The sequence below is a fragment of the Pseudoduganella dura genome (assembly GCF_009727155.1).
Taxonomy (GTDB): Bacteria; Pseudomonadota; Gammaproteobacteria; order Burkholderiales; family Burkholderiaceae_D; genus Rugamonas; species Rugamonas dura.
On sequence record NZ_WNWM01000002.1, the window covers coordinates 3,791,018 to 3,807,641 of the forward strand.

At 65.0% G+C, this 16,624-nt stretch carries 13 protein-coding genes; 6 read left to right on the plus strand and 7 right to left on the minus strand.

Going from position 1 to position 16,624, the window contains the following annotated elements:
* Positions 1-2: 2 nt before the first annotated feature.
* A complete protein-coding gene (locus GJV26_RS16640; protein ID WP_155709807.1) occupies positions 3-1,121 on the plus strand; it encodes a glycosyltransferase family 4 protein in 1,119 nt (372 codons plus the stop codon).
* Between the two features lie 276 nt (positions 1,122-1,397).
* On the opposite strand, the gene GJV26_RS16645 is transcribed toward GJV26_RS16640, so the two are convergent.
* Positions 1,398-2,408: a response regulator gene (locus GJV26_RS16645; protein ID WP_155709808.1), complete on the minus strand. Its 1,011-nt coding sequence runs from the start codon at positions 2,406-2,408 to the stop codon at positions 1,398-1,400.
* A complete protein-coding gene (locus GJV26_RS16650; RefSeq protein WP_308807665.1) occupies positions 2,405-5,830 on the minus strand; it encodes an MHYT domain-containing protein in 3,426 nt (1,141 codons plus the stop codon). Before GJV26_RS16650 ends, GJV26_RS16645 begins: the two co-directional genes overlap by 4 nt.
* 469 nt (positions 5,831-6,299) lie before the next feature.
* On the opposite strand from GJV26_RS16650, the gene GJV26_RS16655 reads away from it, so the two are divergent.
* The 4 genes from GJV26_RS16655 (at position 6,300) to GJV26_RS16670 (ending at position 10,468) form a co-directional block, all read left to right on the plus strand.
* Entirely contained in the window at positions 6,300-7,700 is a 1,401-nt protein-coding gene (locus tag GJV26_RS16655; RefSeq protein WP_155709809.1) for an MFS transporter, read from the plus strand.
* On the plus strand, positions 7,697-8,872 hold the full coding sequence (locus GJV26_RS16660; protein WP_155709810.1) for an aldose epimerase family protein: 1,176 nt from the start codon (positions 7,697-7,699) through the stop codon (positions 8,870-8,872). The genes GJV26_RS16655 and GJV26_RS16660 overlap by 4 nt, the downstream gene beginning before the upstream one ends.
* A 145-nt stretch (positions 8,873-9,017) precedes the next feature.
* Complete coding sequence (locus GJV26_RS16665; RefSeq protein WP_155709811.1) at positions 9,018-10,010, plus strand: LacI family DNA-binding transcriptional regulator; 993 nt, start codon at positions 9,018-9,020, stop codon at positions 10,008-10,010.
* Between the two features lie 74 nt (positions 10,011-10,084).
* The gene (locus tag GJV26_RS16670) at positions 10,085-10,468 is read left to right on the plus strand and encodes a 5-carboxymethyl-2-hydroxymuconate isomerase (protein ID WP_155709812.1); all 384 of its coding nucleotides are present in this window, start codon (positions 10,085-10,087) and stop codon (positions 10,466-10,468) included.
* Positions 10,469-10,483: 15 nt separating this feature from the next.
* On the opposite strand, the gene GJV26_RS16675 is transcribed toward GJV26_RS16670, so the two are convergent.
* The 5 genes from GJV26_RS16675 to GJV26_RS16695 all read right to left on the minus strand — a co-directional run bounded on the left by GJV26_RS16675 (position 10,484) and on the right by GJV26_RS16695 (position 16,211).
* A complete protein-coding gene (locus GJV26_RS16675) occupies positions 10,484-11,026 on the minus strand; it encodes a PEP-CTERM sorting domain-containing protein (protein WP_155709813.1) in 543 nt (180 codons plus the stop codon).
* A gap of 754 nt (positions 11,027-11,780) precedes the next feature.
* On the minus strand, positions 11,781-12,665 hold the full coding sequence (locus GJV26_RS16680) for an SMP-30/gluconolactonase/LRE family protein (protein ID WP_155709814.1): 885 nt from the start codon (positions 12,663-12,665) through the stop codon (positions 11,781-11,783).
* The gene (locus GJV26_RS16685) at positions 12,665-14,245 is read right to left on the minus strand and encodes an aldehyde dehydrogenase (NADP(+)) (protein ID WP_229419325.1); all 1,581 of its coding nucleotides are present in this window, start codon (positions 14,243-14,245) and stop codon (positions 12,665-12,667) included. The genes GJV26_RS16680 and GJV26_RS16685 overlap by 1 nt, the downstream gene beginning before the upstream one ends.
* Before the next feature lie 11 nt (positions 14,246-14,256).
* Positions 14,257-15,168, minus strand: a complete 912-nt coding sequence (gene kdgD, locus GJV26_RS16690; protein WP_155709815.1) for a 5-dehydro-4-deoxyglucarate dehydratase — start codon at positions 15,166-15,168, stop codon at positions 14,257-14,259.
* Positions 15,169-15,476: 308 nt separating this feature from the next.
* Positions 15,477-16,211 (minus strand): FadR/GntR family transcriptional regulator, encoded by a 735-nt coding sequence (locus GJV26_RS16695; RefSeq protein ID WP_189441651.1) that lies wholly within the window; start codon positions 16,209-16,211, stop codon positions 15,477-15,479.
* 171 nt (positions 16,212-16,382) lie between these two features.
* Here GJV26_RS16695 and GJV26_RS16700 point away from each other — a divergent pair, with 171 nt between their 5' ends.
* Positions 16,383-16,622 carry a hypothetical protein gene (locus tag GJV26_RS16700; RefSeq protein WP_155709816.1) on the plus strand — a complete coding sequence of 80 codons (240 nt, stop codon included), beginning with the start codon at positions 16,383-16,385 and terminating at the stop codon, positions 16,620-16,622.
* Positions 16,623-16,624 lie beyond the last annotated feature (2 nt).

A 16,624-nucleotide genomic window follows, 5' to 3' on the forward strand; every position in this document is an offset into this window, starting at 1 on the left:
CGATGCGCGTACTTCACTTTTACAAAACGTATTACCCCGATTCGTGGGGCGGGGTCGAGCAGGCGATCCGCCAGATCTGCATGGGCACGTCGCGCCTGGGCATCATTAACGAGGTGCTGACGCTGACCGCCACGGATGGGCCGGCGCGCATGGAGATCGACGGCGTGGTGGTGCACCGCGTGCGGCAGGATATCGAGATCGCGTCGAATGCGATGTCGCTGGCATCGATCGGCGCGCTGGCGCGGCTGGCTGGCACGGCGGACGTGGTGCATTACCACTTCCCGTGGCCGTTCGGCGACCTGGCGCACTTCCTGGCGCGGGTGAAAAAGCCTTCCGTCGTTACCTATCACTCGGACATCGTGCGCCAGAAGGCGCTGCTGAAGCTGTACTCGCCGCTGATGCACCGCTTCCTCGCGGACGTGGACGGCATCGTCGCCACCTCGCCGAACTACTTTGCATCGTCCGACGTGCTGCGCCGCTACGGCAAGAAGGTGCGCGCGATTCCGTTCGGGCTGGACCGGAGCACGTATCCGCAACCCACGCCCGAGCGGCTGGCGCACTGGCGCGCCGAGGTGGGCGAGCGCTTCTTCCTGTTCGTCGGCGTGCTGCGCTACTACAAGGGGCTGCACATCCTGCTCGACGCGATGGCCCGCTGCGAGTACCCGGTGGTGATCGTGGGCGCCGGGCCGATCGAGAACGAACTGAAGGAACACGCGCAGCGCCTCGGCCTGGCGCACGTGCGTTTCGTCGGCGCCGTCGACGAGCACGACAAGGCGGCACTGCTGACGCTGTGCTACGCGATGGCGTTCCCGTCGCACCTGCGCTCGGAGGCGTTCGGCATTTCGCTGCTCGAAGGGGCGATGTACGGCAAGCCGATGATTTCCAGCGAGATCGGCACCGGTACCAGCTATATCAACATCGATGGCGACACGGGCCTGGTGGTGCCGCCCAGCGATCCGGCGGCGTTCGGTAACGCCATGCGCACATTGTGGGAAGATCCGGCGCTGGCCGCGGCGATGGGGCAGCGCGCCGGCGAACGGTACCGGGCGTTGTTTACCAACGAAAAAATGGCCGCCGATTACGCCGAGCTGTATTGTGAAGTTGCAAAAAGTTCTAGATAGCGGCGCGTGGCTTGACTTGGATCAAAGCAGCAAGCTGATCCACCGCTAATATGGATACCGGACTCCCTGCCGTCGTCACGGTCTGCAAATTCCCGAACGTGCAGCGCAACAACGGGGCGGCGGTGAGAGTCCACCAGATTTTTCGTCAAAGGTGGCGGATGCTTTAAACCGTTATCCGACATCAGTGAGGCGCCTGGTGTCGGACACCGGGTTTCAGGTGTCGGACACCGGTTTTCCGCCGCGTCTCTGCTCCCTGCGCCAGCCCGCCGCCCCAGTTCAGGCAGCCTGTGCCAGCGGTGTTTCCGCCCACTTTTCCTTGATCGCGCAGATGGCCGGCAGCAGGCCCACGAACAGGTCCACCAGGTGCGGATCGAAGTGCGCGCCACGCTGCTTCTGCAACAATTCCACCGCATCCTCCACCGTCCAGGCCTTCTTGTACGGGCGCTCCGACGTCAGCGCGTCGAACACGTCGGCGATCGCGCAGATACGGCCCTCGACCGGAATCGCCGCGCCCGCCAGGCCGGCCGGGTAGCCGCTGCCATCCCATTTCTCGTGATGCGACAGCGCGATATTGCGGGCCAGCTTCAGCATGCCATGCGGGTGCTCGCCGATGATGTCGGCACCGATCGTGGCGTGCGATTTCATGATTTCCCATTCGTCCGGATCGAGCGGGCCGGGCTTTTGCAGGATGCGGTCCGGTATGCCGATCTTGCCCACGTCGTGCATCGGCGCGGCGTGCAGCAGGTCGTCCGCCTCGGCCTCGCTCATACCGGCCGCCAGGCCCAGCAGCCGCGCGTAGTGGCTCATCCGGATCACGTGCATGCCGGTCTCGTTGTCCTTGTACTCGGAGGCCAGGCCGAGCCGCTGCACGATCTCCAGGCGGCTATCCTTCAGTTCGTCCATCCGCACCAGCGACAGGTGGGTGCGCACGCGCGCCCGCACGACCGGCGCGCTGACCGGCTTGGTGATGTAGTCGACGCCACCGGCGTCGAAACCGCGCACCTCGTCGTCGCTGTCGGACAGCGCCGTCACGAAGATCACCGGAATGCCCGCCGTGGCCGGATCGGCCTTCAGCGCGCGGCACGCTTCATGGCCGGTCATGCCCGGCATCATCACGTCGAGCAGGATCAGGTTGGGCTGTTCCTGGCGCGCCAGTTCCAGCGCGCGCGCGCCATCCTTGGCGAACAGCAGCCGGTATTGGTCCTGCAGGATCTGGCGCAGCAGTTGCAGGTTGCTGGCCTCGTCGTCCACCGCGAGGATCAGCGGCAGGTGGGAGTTCGGTTTCATGAAGTGGTTTCCGTGTCGGTATGGAGGACCGTATCCAGGAGCGTCTCGAGCCTGGTCTCGGCCAATGTGAAGTCGAAGTCGTCGATCGCCATCTGCAGCGGCGCCAGCGCGGCGGGAGGCACATGGCCGTGCAGCGCCGCCGCGAGGCGCACCAGCGCCGTGTCGTCCAGCGCGCCGCGGGTCAGCGAGTGATGCAGCGCCGCACCGGCTTCGCGCACGGCCACCGGGTCGAATTGCACCACCGGCGTGCTGGATGGCATCGGTACACGCTCGGGGCAGGGTTGCGCGCGCACCGCTTCCAGCGCCTGCTGCAGTTCGCCGGCGTAGCGCGCCAGCAGCGCCGGCAGCGCCGCGCGGCCGCCCGCATCGGCCTTGTCGTCCGTGGCACTGCCGGCGTGCTTCTCGATGCCGGCCAGCGTGACTGCCAGCTGTTCGAAGCCCAGGTTGGCGGCCACGCCGCGCACCCGGTGCGCCTGCGTCTGCAAGCCTGCATCGTCGCCGCTGTCGTACAGCGCCGCCAGATGGTCCGTGCTCAGGGCATGCTCCGCATCGAAGCGGCACAGCGCCAGCTGGTGTTCGTCGGCACTGCCGCCCCAGCGCTGGACGCCGGCCGCGCGGTTCAGCACTTGCGCGGTGCCGGCCTTCTGCGTGGCTGCCACCGCACCCACCGGCTGCAGCCCCAGCACGCGGGCGATCTCGTGCGACAGCGCGAACCAGTCCACCGGCTTGGAGGCGAAACCGTCCATGCCGGCGGCGGTGCTGGCCTTGCGGTGCGCTTCCAGCACGCTGGCCGTCATGGCCACCACGGGAATGCGCTGGCGGCCGTTGCGGGCGGCCTCTTCGCGGATCAGCCGCGTGGCGGCCAGCCCGTCCACGTTCGGCATCTGCACGTCCATCAGGATCACGTCGAAGTCGCCGCCGGCGGCCAGTTCCGCCGCGCGGGCGCCGTCATGCGCCATGGTCAGCACGTGGCCGCGCTTGCCCATCAGCAGCGCCAGCAGTTCCAGGTTCTGCGCCACGTCGTCGGCGGCCAGCACGCGCAGCGGCGGCAGTTCGTAGGCCACGCGCTGGCGCTGGCGCGGCAGCAGCGCCTGCTGCGGCTCCAGCGCAGGGGTCAACGGCAGCACCACGTGGAAGGTGGTGCCCTGGCCCGGCGTGCTGTCGGCCCAGATGCGGCCGTCCATCAGCTCTACCAGCTGCTTGCTGATCGTGGTCCCCAGGCCAGTGCCGCCGAAGCGGCGCGTCATCGATGCGTCGGCCTGCGTGAACGGTTCGAAGATCGCGGCCAGGCGGTGGGGTGCGATGCCGATGCCGGTATCGCGCACGGCGATCGCCAGGTCCTTGCCATCCTGCGCGACGGACAGCGTGACGCTGCCGGTGGCGGTGAACTTGATGGCGTTATCCAGCAGGTTGGTCAGCACCTGGCGCATGCGCAGTTCGTCGCCGTGCAGCCAGGGCGACAGGTCCGGCGCGAAGGCGATGTTCAGCGCCAGTCCCTTGGCGCGCGCCGTCGTGTTATAGGTCGACGACAGCTCGTCGATCAGCGTCAGCAGGTTGAAGTCGGCCAGCTCCAGCTCCACTGCGCCTTTTTCCAGCTTGGCGGTATCGAGGATCTCGTTGAGCAGGCGCAGCAGCGAGCGGCCGGCGTTGCGCACCGTGTCCAGGTGGCCGCGCTGGTCCGGCTGCAGGTCCGTATCGAGCAGCACGTCGGTGAAGCCGAGGATCGAGTTCATCGGCGTGCGGATCTCGTGGCTCATGTTGGCCACGAAACTGGCGCGCGCCGCCGCCGCCTGTTCGGCCTTTTCCTTGGCCAGGCGCAGGTCTTCTTCCATCTGGCGCCGCTCGGTAGTGTCGAGCACCACGCCGTCGAGCCAGAGCGGCGTGCCGTCGTCGTTGCGCACCAGCGCGCCATGGGCCCATACCCAGCGCCACGTGCCGTCGGCATGGCGCATCCGGTGTTCGACCGTGAACGGCACGCCGTTCGACGCGCACAGGTCGAACATGGCCTGCACGCGCGGCATGTCGGCCTCGGAGATCAGTTCGCGGAACGTGCGGCAGCGTTCCGGGCCGACGAAATCGGCGACCGGGTAGCCGCTGACCCACTCCACGCCTTCGCTGATGAATTCGAGCGGGTAGCCGTCTTCCACCCGGCAGCGGAACGAGATGCCGGGGATGTTGCCGATCAGGGAGCGGAACTGCAGTTCGCTGTCGCGCAGCGCCTGCATGATGGCGCGCCGCTCGCTGATGTCGGTAATGAACAGCACGTAAAGGTTGCGGTCGATCAGCTTCGCATGCCCCAGCGCCTTGCGGATCGGCACCTCGGAACCGTCCTTGCGGCGGCCCATCACTTCCTCGCCGGCGCGCGCCAGGCGCATGTCGCCGGTGCGGATGCAGCGCAGCAGGCCGCGCTCTTCCGAGGCTTCCGGATCGGCCATCAGCAGCTTGGCCGGCTGGCCCACGATCTCGTCGCGTTTCCAGCCGAAGATGCGCTCGGCCGAAACGTTGAATTCGCGGATGATGCCCTGCTGGTCGATCGTGACCACGCCGTCCACCGTGGTGGTCAGCAGCGCCTGCATCGAGCTCTGGCTCTGCAGCAGGTTGCGGTACATCTCGCGGTAGCGCAGCAGGCCGTGCACCGCCAGCACCGCCAGCGTGAACAGCACCGTGATCGCGCCGACGGAAAGCGCCATTTCGTCCGTATCGTCCGGCAGGGCCGTCGTCGGCAGCGTGCCGACGAAGCGTGCCGCCGCCATGCCGGTGTAGTGCATGCCGGTGATCGCGCAGCCCATGACGACCGCGCTGATGCCCAGGCGCTGGCGCGACGAAAGGCTGCGCGCGCGTTCGCGCAGGCCGAAGCGCACGCCCAGCGCGACCGTTGACAGCACCACGGCCACCACGATCGACAGCGCGAACATCAATGGATCGTAATGCAGCGTCAGCGCCGTCTGCATGGCCGCCATGCCGCTGTAGTGCATCGCGCCGATGCCGGAGCCCACCATCAGGCCGCCCAGCAGCAGCGTGCCGCGCGTGACGCGCTCGCGCCGCGTGATCGACAGCGCCAGCGCCGACGCGGCCAGCCCCGGCAGCAGCGACAGCCCGGTCACCAGTGGTTCATACCGGGTGCCGGTGCACACGTCGAACGCCAGCATGCCGATGAAGTGCATGGCCCAGATGCCGGCGCCGAGCGCCAGGCTGCCGGCCAGCAGGGCGGCCGTGCGCAGGCTCCTGGGCTGCGATGCGCGCTGGTGTCCCGCGATGTACAGGCCCATCCATGAAGCAAAGATCGCGATCAGGACCGACAGGGCGACCAGCCGGAAATCGTAGACCCCGTATTGCAGCAGCGAAGGATCGTCCGGTGGCGAGAACAGGGAAGTGAACGCAGTGAAATTCATGGCGGCGGAAAAGCGGGGGAATTGCTTCACAGTACCACATTTTCCGTATGGAAATTAAGGGCTTACATGGAATCCACGGCCTTCCAGGGAGGCGTTTTCCGCGGTCCCGTTGTTGGCTCGCGACACGATTGTCTTCGTTGTATCGGCGTGGATATCTTATTGTTACCTGTTCGATCGGCGGGCTGTCGATCCGGAGGGTACGGCGCACCGGCGCGCCTGCATGTGGCGGCTTCCGGTACCGGTGGCGGCAGGGCAGGGTAGCCGGGGTGCCGAATGCCGCGCACGGCACGGAAAACGGGCCGCGGCGCGCGCCGGCAAGGCGGCCGGGCCAGCACTGCCAAACTCGTCAGATCGGTGAGCGGAAGGCTGGGTTTTTTTCTTGCTTAACGACCTGTTAGGTTGTACGATGACATACAACTATGGCCCTCGCGCCTGGTGCTGCTGCTGATCTCGCTGGAGACCGAGAGAGATCAAACGATAACCAACACAAGTGATCCCTATGAAGCTGAACGAGCCCGTAAGCCAGCAAGGCACCGGCCAGCGCGCCGTCGCACCCGCCGGAAAATACCGGTGGACCATCTGCGCGCTGCTGTTCTTTGCCACCACCGTCAACTATCTCGACCGCCAGGTGCTCTCGCTGCTGGCGCCGCAGCTCTCGAAGGAATTCAACTGGTCCAATTCGGACTACGCCAACATCACCGCCGCGTTCCAGTTCGTCTACGCGCTGTCGATGGTATTCGCCGGTCCGATCGTCGACCGCCTCGGCACCAAGAAAGCCTACCTGTGGGCGATCGCCATCTGGTCCGGCGGTGCGATCCTGCATGCCTACGCGGTACCGATGGGTAACGCGGTCGGCAGCGCGATGGGCGCGCTGGGCATGGTGGCCGCGCCGGCTTCCATCATCGGCTTCATCCTGTCGCGCGCCGTGCTGGCCGTGGGCGAAGCCGGCAACTTCCCGGCCGCGATCAAGGCCACCGCCGAATTCTTCCCGAAGAAGGAGCGCGCGTTCGCCACCGGCATCTTCAACTCCGGCGCCAACGTGGGTGCGATCCTGGCGCCGCTGACGGTGCCGCTGATCGCCATCCACTGGGGCTGGCAGGCCGCGTTCATCGCGATCGGCGCCATCGGCTTCATCTGGATGGCCTTCTGGCTGGTGATGTTCGACTCGCCGGAAAAGAAACTGTCGGCCGCGGAACTGGCCTACGTGCGCAGCGATTCCAGCGCCGCATCAACCGCAGCGTCCGGCACGGGCGCCAAGGTGCCATGGACCAAGCTTCTGACCTACCGCCAGACCTGGGCGTTCGCCGGCGGCAAGTTCCTGACGGACGGCATCTGGTGGTTCTTCCTGTTCTGGCTGCCGAAATACCTGTCTTCCGAATACCAGATGGGCCCGGCGGACATCGTGCTGCCGCTGGCCGTGCTGTACAGCATGACGATGTTCGGCAGTATCGGCGGCGGCTACTTCCCCGCCTACTTCATGAACCGCGGCATGTCGCCATACGACGGCCGGATGAAGGCCATGCTGGTGATCGCGCTGTTCCCGCTGGTGGTGCTGGCTGCACAGCCGCTGGGCTCGATCAGCTTCTGGGTGCCCGTCATCCTGATCGGCATCGGCGCCTCGGCGCACCAGGCCTGGTCGGCCAACCTGTTCACCACCGTGTCCGACATGTTCCCGCAGCGTTCCGTCGCCTCGGTGGTGGGCATCGGCGGCATGGCCGGTGGCCTCGGCGGGGTGTTCATGTCGAAGCTGGGCGGCTGGCTGTTCGACTACTACGGCGCACTGGGCAGCCTGTCCACGGGCTACATGATCATGTTCACGATCTGCGCCGTATCCTACCTGATCGCCTGGTTCCTGATGAAGGCCCTGGTGCCGCGCCACAAGGAAATCACGGACCTGTGATCCGTCCATCCATCACAACGGCCGCGCTGGCGCTGGTTCTCGCCGGCGCCGCTGCCGACGGGGGCTGCACCGGCATGGCTGTGCAGCCTTTCGGCGTGCTGGCGACAGGGCAGGCCATCGAGAAGGTCACGCTGACGAACGACCGCGGCATGACGCTTTCCTATATCGACTACGGCGCCACGATCACCGGCGCCACGGTTGCCGACCGGAACGGCCGGCGCACCAACGTGATCCTCGACCAGCCCGATCTCGCCACCTACGAGCGCTCGAAAACCAAGCATGCTGCGGTGATCGGCCGCTACGCCGGCCGCATCGGCAACGCGCGCTACACGCTCGACGGCAAGACCGTGGAACTGATTCCCAATGCCCGCGGCATGACCATCCACGGCGGACCGGACGGGTATGAAAAACGGGTGTGGAAACGCCGCGATTTCGCCGACAAGGCATCGCTCGGTTCCGTCTACACGCTGGTCAGTCCGGATGGCGACCAGCGCTTTCCCGGCACGCTGACGATCGAGGTCACGTACCGCCTGCAGCGCGCGCGCGACGAATTCGCGATCGAGTACGCGGTCCGCACGGATGCGCCCACGGTCGTCAACCTCACCAACCACGGTTACTTCAACCTGGCCGGCGCCGGCAGCGGCGGGCTGGCTTCGCATCGCTTCTGCATCGCCGCCGAACGCTATGCCGTGACGGACGACCAGCGCCTGCCGAGCGGGGAACTGGCGCCGGTGGCCGGCACGCCGCTCGACCTGCGGCGCCCCACCGATATCGCGCCGCTGCTGGCAAAGCCGGAAGGCACGCTGGCGCCGCCGCAAGGCTTCGATCACAGCTATGTGTTCGGCCAGCCGGCCGGGCAGACTGCCCGCGTGGCCGTGATCGACGACACGGCCAGCGGCCGCCGCATGGAAGTGTTCACCAGCGAGCCGTCGGCGCAGTTCTATACCGGCAACGGCTTCAACGGCACCGAGCGGGGCAGCAGCGGCCGGCCGTATCAAAAGCACGACGGTTTCGCGTTCGAGACGCAGCACCTGCCGGACAGCCCGAACCAGCCGTCGTTCCCGACCACGGCCCTGTATCCGGGGCAGGTCCTGAAATCGGTGACGACGTTCCGCTTCTCCACCGTGGCGAAGAATGCCGCGCCCGGGGCGTGCATGGCCGGCGTCAGGTAAGGGAGCGGAATTGCCGCACCGGGATCGCCGCACCGCGGCGATTTTTTTTGTAAAGTTGGGTTAAACGTTTTACGTCACTTCTCCCGGCAATTGCGTTCCGACTGGCTGCCGGGTAAGATCGCCGGCACGCCTGGCCGATCCCATCATGAAAAAACCCGTTCCCACCATTCGCGATGTGGCCGCCGCCGCCGGCGTCTCGACCGCCACCATTTCCAAGTTCATCAACGGTACGCAGCGCTTTTCGCCGGCCGTCGAAGCCCGCATCACGGAAGTGATCGGCCAGATGGGCTACCGTTCGAACCCGCTGGCGCAGTCGATGATCACGGGGAAGACGAAGACCGTCGGCCTGTCGGTGCTGGACATCGCGAATCCTCATTTCACCAGCATCGTCAAGGGCGCCAACCGGGTGGCGCAGGCACACGGCTACACGGTGCTGCTGGTCGATACGGAGGAAAACCCGGATCGCGAGCGGGCGCTGCTGGAGGCGCTGTCGCGCCGCGTCGATGGCCTGATCATCTTCTCGCGGATGCCCGATGCGGAACTGGAATGGCTGGCCGGGCTCGACAAGCCCCTGGTCTTCTTCGGCCGCCTGCCGCACCTGACGCTGCCGACCGTGGCGAGCGACGACCACCGCGGCGCCTACATGATGACGCGCCACCTCGTCACGCTGGGTCATAAACGCTTTGCCTACATGGGCTTTTCCCGGTCGCGGCGCGACGAGGAGCGGATGGGCGGCGTCAAGGAATGCCTGGCCGCGCACGGGTTGCCGCTGGCCGTGTACGACGCCGCGGCCCCATCCGCGCAGGAAGGGGAGCGGCTCTGCCCGTCGATGATGCTGGGCGCCGGGCATCCGGATGCGCTGGTCTGCTACAACGACCTGATGGCGCTGGGCTTCATGAAGGCCGCGCAGACGCTAGGCTTTCGCATTCCCGCCGATATCTCGGTGGCCGGCGTCGACAACATCCTGTATGGCAATTACACCTCGCCGCCGCTGACCACGGTCGACCTGCACAGCGAGCGGATGGGCGTGGCGGCGATGGAAAAGCTGCTCGATTCGATCGACGGCAAGCCCACCGAGCCGTTCACGCTGATCGAGCCGCAACTGATCCTGCGCGGCTCCACCGCCAGCCGGAACTGAGTTCTGCGCGGCAGGCGGGCATGGCAAGACTTTGGTAAGCTGTACTACCACTCCGTCCAAAGAAAATTTTCCGCATGCCCCACTTGAGAATCGAATATACCGGCAACCTCGACGGCCACGTCGACATGCAAGCCCTGTGCAATGTCCTGTGCCGCACGCTCACGCAATTCCAGGACGACACCGGCAACTCGGTCTTCCCGTTGACCGGCACCCGCGTGCTGGCCTATCCGGCACCGTATGCCGCGGTGGCCGACAGCGCCGACGACCGCGCCTTCCTCTACCTGCTGCTTCGCATCGCGCCCGGCCGCCCGCAACCGTTGCTGGACGCCGTCGGCAAGGCGCTGCTGGCCCAGGTCGACTGCGCGCTGGCACCCGTCACCGCGCTGCGCTCGATCCGCGCCACCCTGCAGTTCGACGAGGGCCGGCCCGTGTATGAAGGAAAGTGGGCGTCGGCCTGACGGCCCGGCATCGCCTCAGGCGCGGCGGCGGCGGGCAAATGCCAGCATGCCCACCAGCCCGGCGGCCAGCATGCCGTACTGTGCCGGTTCGGGCACTGGTGCCGGCGCATCGGCAGGCAACACCCAGGTCTTGGTGTCATCGGTCCAGCGCCATGTGGAACCGCCCGACCCATAGCTTGAATAATATTGGCCGGCAACGACCTCCTCGCCCCACGGGAACATATCGTCATGCACCCGGAATATGCCAGCGAAAGCCGGGTCGCTGCCTGGCGTATAGGAGAAACTGGTCAGGTAATTCGACACGATAGGGCTGCCGCTGCCGCCACCTTGGACATAGGAAATATACCCCATCGAGAAGCGCACCAGTTCGTCTTGCGAGAATGTGCCATCCTGGTTGAGGTCATCCACACTGAAATAGGCCGTGAACCTTTTCCATGGTACGAATGTCTGTGTTGTCGAGCTTTGAAAGCCCTGGTAAATGACCTTCAGTTCCTGTACTTCGGCTTGCGCCAGCGAGCATGTGGCAAGAACGCCGATGGCGACCAGTTTTTTGAGCATGGATATTCCCCGATAAGTTGTTGAGGTAGACTGCGCGACGAGATTAGCATGCGATTATTTTAATTTCAATATTCGCATGTATCGTATTTCCCTTTGCGAATGATGCGGCAGTCCGGCTTTCATATTGATATAATGTATCGGTGGGATTGCCAGCGAGATATTGATTTTTCAATCTTATTCAATATTGCTTTGCACGATAGGGCTATCAAATCGCCAGCTGAAAGATTTGGATGCGACGGGGCAGCTTGATAATAATTTTTAAAGCCTGTTCAATATCGTTTTTACGATAAACGATTGATTCGCTAGTTAATTGCGAGCGATATCACGGGCAGCAGCATTCACGGCAAGCAGCGCGCGCAGAGTCTTGGCCACATTGATATCGCATGATGACCTGTCGCAATACCGAGACCGGCAAAACGGTAAGATCACTGTTTTAAGGCGAATCGCTAACGCGTAGCAACTTTACTGTAGAAAAAGATGAATCGCATCGTGGAGACCGGGTTTTCCCGGCGGTGCCCTGGCGGCGTATGCGGAGCGATACAAGTGGAGCGGCTACAAGATTTTTGCCATCATATTCCTGCGGTTCTTCTTGCCGATGGCGCTTCCCAGGGCCGCACTGAAGCTCATCATGGTGACAACTGCAAGCGCCGGGCAATCCCGGCATTTCGATGCCCGGGCAGCCACAAAAACAGAAAGGCCCGTGTCCAATCCATGGACGCGGGCCTTTCCTTTGCAACAGGTAAAACGAATTACATCAGAACGCGCAAGAAGCGTCCGCCAGCCCCTGCACACCCGGGTTCAGCAAGATGACACTGCCACCCCATTCGGCATCTTCCGGCTTGCCGGAAACGATCGAGGTAACGATCATCGTGCGCAGATCCGGCCCGCCGAACGTGCACATCGACGGTTTCGCGAACGGCACGTCGATGCGGCGGTCCAGCTTGCCCTGCGGCGTGAAGCGGAGCAGGGCGCCGGCGTCGTTGGCGCAGATCCAGTAACAGCCATCGGCGTCGACCACGGCGCCGTCGGGACGGCCCACGTGATCGGCCAGGTTCGCGAACACCCGGCGGTTCGACGGAGTACCCGTGGCGGTGTCGTAGTCGAAGGCCCACACCAGGCGGCTCTTCGGATGCGAATCGGACAGGTACATCGTCTTGCCATCGGGCGACCACGACAGGCCGTTCTGCGTCAGCAGGCCGGACACCACCGGTTGCGACAGGCCGTTGCCATCGTAGCGGTACAGCTGCCCGATGTCCTTCGCGGCAGCCATGTCCATGAACATGGTGCCGCTCCAGAAGCGGCCCTGGCGGTCGGTGCGGCCATCGTTGAAGCGCATGCCGGGTCCGAGATCGGCCGGCTTGCCCAGCAGCGTGGTGGCCACCGTGCCATTGTCGAACAGGTCGACATCGTACATCCCCGTTTCCATGCCGGCGACCAGCCCGCCGCGGGCACGGGGTGCCACGCAGCCGGCCATCTCCGGCAGGTCCCACGAACGCGCCTTGCCGGCGGCAGCGAGCCGCCAGACGCGTTTCGCGGGAATGTCGACCCAGTACCACGCCCGGGCGGCGGCATCCCACGCCGGGCTTTCGCCCGTCGCGCAATGCACGCCGTCGATACGCTCGATCGACGGGTTCGCCATTACTTCAGCACCAGCTCGCCGTCGACGACGCGCGGGATGCCCAGCGAGTTGGCGCTGTCCAGCGCGGCCGGCAGCAGCTCGGCCGGCACGTCCTGGTACGAAACCGGCCGCAGGAAGCGGTCGATCGCGGAGGCGCCCACCGAGGTGGAGCGGCTGTCGGACGTGGACGGGAACGGGCCGCCGTGCACCATCGCGTGCGACACTTCCACGCCGGTGCCGAAGCCGTTGAACAGGATGCGGCCGGCCTTGCGTTCCAGCGTCGGCAGCAGTTTTTTCGCCACGGCGATGTCGTTGCCCGTAGCGTGCACGGCGGCGGTCAGCTGACCTTCGACGTGTTCTGCTACCGCTACCAGCTGGGCTTCGTCTTTCACCCGGATCAGCAGCGACGTCGGGCCAAAGATCTCGCCTTCCAGTTCCGGCTTGGCCAGGAAATGTTCACCCGAGGTTTCGTACAGTGCAGCAACCGCGCCGCACGGCACTTCGCTCGTCTTGCCCTGGGCGATCAGCGACACGCCTTCGATGCCCGCCAGTTGTGCCACGCCCTTGTTGTACGCGGAGTGGATGCCCGGGGTCAGCATCGTGGCGGCGCCTTTGGCTGCCAGCGCAACCTTGGTGCCTTCCAGGAACTTGTCCAGTGCCGGCGAATCGATCGCGATCAACAGGCCCGGGTTGGTGCAGAACTGGCCTGCGCCCAGCGTCAGCGAATCGGCGAATTGCTGTGGCAGCTTTTCGTTCGACGCCAGCGCGCCTTCCAGGAAGAATACCGGGTTGATCGAGCTCATCTCTGCATACACAGGGATCGGCTCTTCGCGCGCTGCCGCGGTTTTCATCAGTGCCACGCCGCCGGCGCGCGAACCGGTGAAGCCCACCGCCTTGATGGCCGGATTGCTCACCAGGTTCTGGCCGATCGTCTGGCCCGAACCGATCAGCATCGAGAACACGCCTTCAGGCATGTCGCACTCGATGGCGGCCTGCTGCACGGCCTTCGCCACCAGCTCGGACGTGCCCAGGTGGGCCGAGTGCGCCTTGACGATCACCGGGCAGCCTGCGGCCAGCGCGGACGCGGTGTCGCCACCGGCCACGGAGAACGCCAGCGGGAAGTTGCTGGCGCCAAACACGGCAACCGGGCCCAGGCCGATCTTGCGCAGGCGGATGTCCGAACGCGGTGCCGGTGCGCGGTCCGGCAGCGCCGAGTCCAGCGTGGCGCTCAGGTAGCGGCCGTCACGCACGACTTTTGCGAACAGGCGCAGCTGATTGCAGGTGCGGCCACGCTCGCCTTCCAGGCGGGCCTGCGGCAGACCCGTTTCCTGCATCGCACGTTCGATCAGGGTCGCGCCCAGGTCGGTAATGCGGTCGGCGATCGTTTCCAGGAACTTGGCGCGCTGTTCCGGCGTCGTTTCGCGGTAGCGATCGAACGCCTCGTCCGCCAGCTTGCAGGCCAGGTCCAGCTCGGCCTGGGAAGCCAGGCCGAAAGCCGGTTCGATCTGCTCGTTGCGAGACGGATCGATGGCCTTGACGGAGCCTTCCTTGCCGCTCACGGTCGAGCGGCCAATGATCATTTCACCTTTAATCTGCTGCATGTATTCTCCTTTTACTGCGGGCCCTGGGCACGCATCAGTTTTTCCAGCATCGCGACTTCTTCTTCATTCAGGTCGGTCAGCGGTGCACGCACCGGACCGGCATCGTAGCCTGCAATCTTCGCACCAGCCTTCACGATCGAGACGGCGTAGCCGGCCTTGCGGTTGCGGATGGCCAGGTACGGCAGGAAGAATTCGTCGATCAGACGGTTCTGGGTCTCGCGGTCGTCGTTGGCGACAGCGTGGTAGAAGTCCATCGCCAGCTTCGGCATGAAGTTGAAGACAGCGGACGAGTATACAGGGACTCCGAGAGCTTTGTACGCGGCCGCATAAATCTCCGCGGTCGGCAGGCCGCCCAGGTAGCTGAAGCGGTCGCCCAGACGGCGCCAGATCGACATCATCAGTTCGATGTCGCCGATGCCGTCCTTGAAGCCGATCAGGTTCGGGTTGCGGTCAGCCAGCTTTTCCAGCGAATCGGCGGTCAGGCGGCAGGCGCCGCGGTTGTACACGACCACGCCGAAATCGACGGATTTGCAGACTTCTTCCACGTGGCGCACCAAGCCGTCCTGGCTGGCTTCGGTCAGGTAGTGCGGCAGCAGCAGGATGCCTTGCGCGCCGACTTTTTCCGCTTCCTGTGCGTAGGCGATCGCCTGACGGGTCGGGCCACCGGCACCGGCCAGGATCGGCACCACGCCGCGGCAGGTGTCGACGGCGGTCTTGATGACGTCGGTGTATTCGTTCGGGGTCAGCGAGAAGAACTCACCCGTGCCGCCGGCGGCGAACAGGGCGGTTGCGCCGTATGGAGCCAGCCATTCCAGGCGCTTCGCGTACGTATCCGCGCGGAAGTTGCCTTCCTGGTCGAAGTCGGTGACCGGGAACGACAGCAGGCCATGGTTCAGGACTTTCTGGATTTCTAACGGTTGCATATCTGTCTCGCTTCTTGATAAGTGGAACAACAGGTGAAGGGGCTTGTGATGGCGAACCATCGTTGTATGACATCGTACAACTATATCAAAGCCGGAGCAAGCATTTTGGTAGCCGAGCGTTGCGTGGGTAAAACTGTCACCGGGAACATGGCCCCAAGTTTGGGAAATATTTCCTGAAACCGGGGTCTGACCCCGGTTTCAGGCAACTAAAACCGGGGCCGGAAGAGGGCCTGAAGGCTCTCTCCATTGCGCAGGTACGAAGCTGCGCGCCGCGAAATACCTGCTCCACCCCCCGGTTGGGGCAATGTTCAGCCGCCGGCGCTTTCTTCCTGCGCCTTGCGCAGCCGTTCGCGGCTGTTGGAGAGGTGGGTGCGCATCGCGGCGCGGGCGCCTTCCGGGTCCCGGCGCTCGATGGCATGGAAGATGTCTTCGTGTTCGCGGTTCACGCGCTGCAGGTAGGCCGACGGCTCGTCGTGCGCCAGCTGCGCCGAATTGACGCGGGCGCGCGGGATGATGGTGGTGCCCAGGTGCGTGAGGATGTCGACGAAGTAGCGGTTGCCCGTGGCCTGGGCGATCAGCATGTGGAACTGCACGTCCGCCTCGACCGAGCCGCCCTGCAGGATGCGCTGCAACGCTTCGCCCATCTCGCGCGACTGCTCTTCGGTGCGGCGCGCGGCGGCCAGCCAGGCGGCTTCCGTTTCCAGGCTGATGCGCAGTTCCAGGATCGCCAGCACATCTTCGATCGTGCGGATCGTATCCGGCGAAATCAGCAGCCCCGGCGCCGGCGGTTCCAGCACGAAGGTGCCGATGCCATGCCGCGTTTCCACCAGCCCGGCCGCCTGCAGGTGCGAGATCGCCTCGCGCACCACGGTGCGGCTTACGCCGTGCAGTTCCATGATCACCGATTCCGTGGGCAGTTTTTCGCCCGGCTTCAGCACGCCTTCCCGGATGCTCGCGCCAATGCTTTCCACCACGCCCTGGGCAAGGTTGCGGTGGCGCTTTTTCGGCGCGGCGGTTGTGGCGATCGTGTCGGTCATGCGCATGGTAATCCTCGAGAAGTGCCGATTATACCAGCACGCGGCGGTGCGCCTCCCGGTTGTATGATGACTTTGCAACGCTGTGCAATTGTCGTGAAATTGTCTTTGTGGCATCGCAACCCGGCATCGGACCGCGATGCGGTGCTACGCTGGCGGCTCGACTACAAGGAGGACTCCATGAGACATGCCATCCTGGCCGTTGCCTGCCTGCTGACCGCCTGTGCCGCTTCCGAACCCGGCGGGAAGGCCAATACCTTCAACGAAGACAATGCCTACACGCCCACCGGCAGCAATATCCCGCGCAAGAAGGTCGAACGGGATGGCAAGACGCTCGTCATGTCGCGCGACGATGCCGCGAAGATGGTCGAGGATGCCCGGTCGATGGGCAACTCGCTCGGCAGCGGCATCGGCAAATAGGC

Coding starts and splice junctions, on each gene's coding strand:
- GJV26_RS16680 (WP_155709814.1), bottom strand. CDS start 12,665: ATGGCGAACCCGTCGATCGAGCGTATCGACGGCGTGCATTGCGCGACG.
- GJV26_RS16675 (WP_155709813.1), bottom strand. CDS start 11,026: ATGCTCAAAAAACTGGTCGCCATCGGCGTTCTTGCCACATGCTCGCTG.
- GJV26_RS16655 (WP_155709809.1), top strand. CDS start 6,300: ATGAAGCTGAACGAGCCCGTAAGCCAGCAAGGCACCGGCCAGCGCGCC.
- GJV26_RS16695 (WP_189441651.1), bottom strand. CDS start 16,211: ATGCGCATGACCGACACGATCGCCACAACCGCCGCGCCGAAAAAGCGC.
- GJV26_RS16645 (WP_155709808.1), bottom strand. CDS start 2,408: ATGAAACCGAACTCCCACCTGCCGCTGATCCTCGCGGTGGACGACGAG.
- GJV26_RS16700 (WP_155709816.1), top strand. CDS start 16,383: ATGAGACATGCCATCCTGGCCGTTGCCTGCCTGCTGACCGCCTGTGCC.
- GJV26_RS16640 (WP_155709807.1), top strand. CDS start 3: ATGCGCGTACTTCACTTTTACAAAACGTATTACCCCGATTCGTGGGGC.
- GJV26_RS16685 (WP_229419325.1), bottom strand. CDS start 14,245: ATGCAGCAGATTAAAGGTGAAATGATCATTGGCCGCTCGACCGTGAGC.
- GJV26_RS16670 (WP_155709812.1), top strand. CDS start 10,085: ATGCCCCACTTGAGAATCGAATATACCGGCAACCTCGACGGCCACGTC.
- kdgD (WP_155709815.1), bottom strand. CDS start 15,168: ATGCAACCGTTAGAAATCCAGAAAGTCCTGAACCATGGCCTGCTGTCG.
- GJV26_RS16665 (WP_155709811.1), top strand. CDS start 9,018: ATGAAAAAACCCGTTCCCACCATTCGCGATGTGGCCGCCGCCGCCGGC.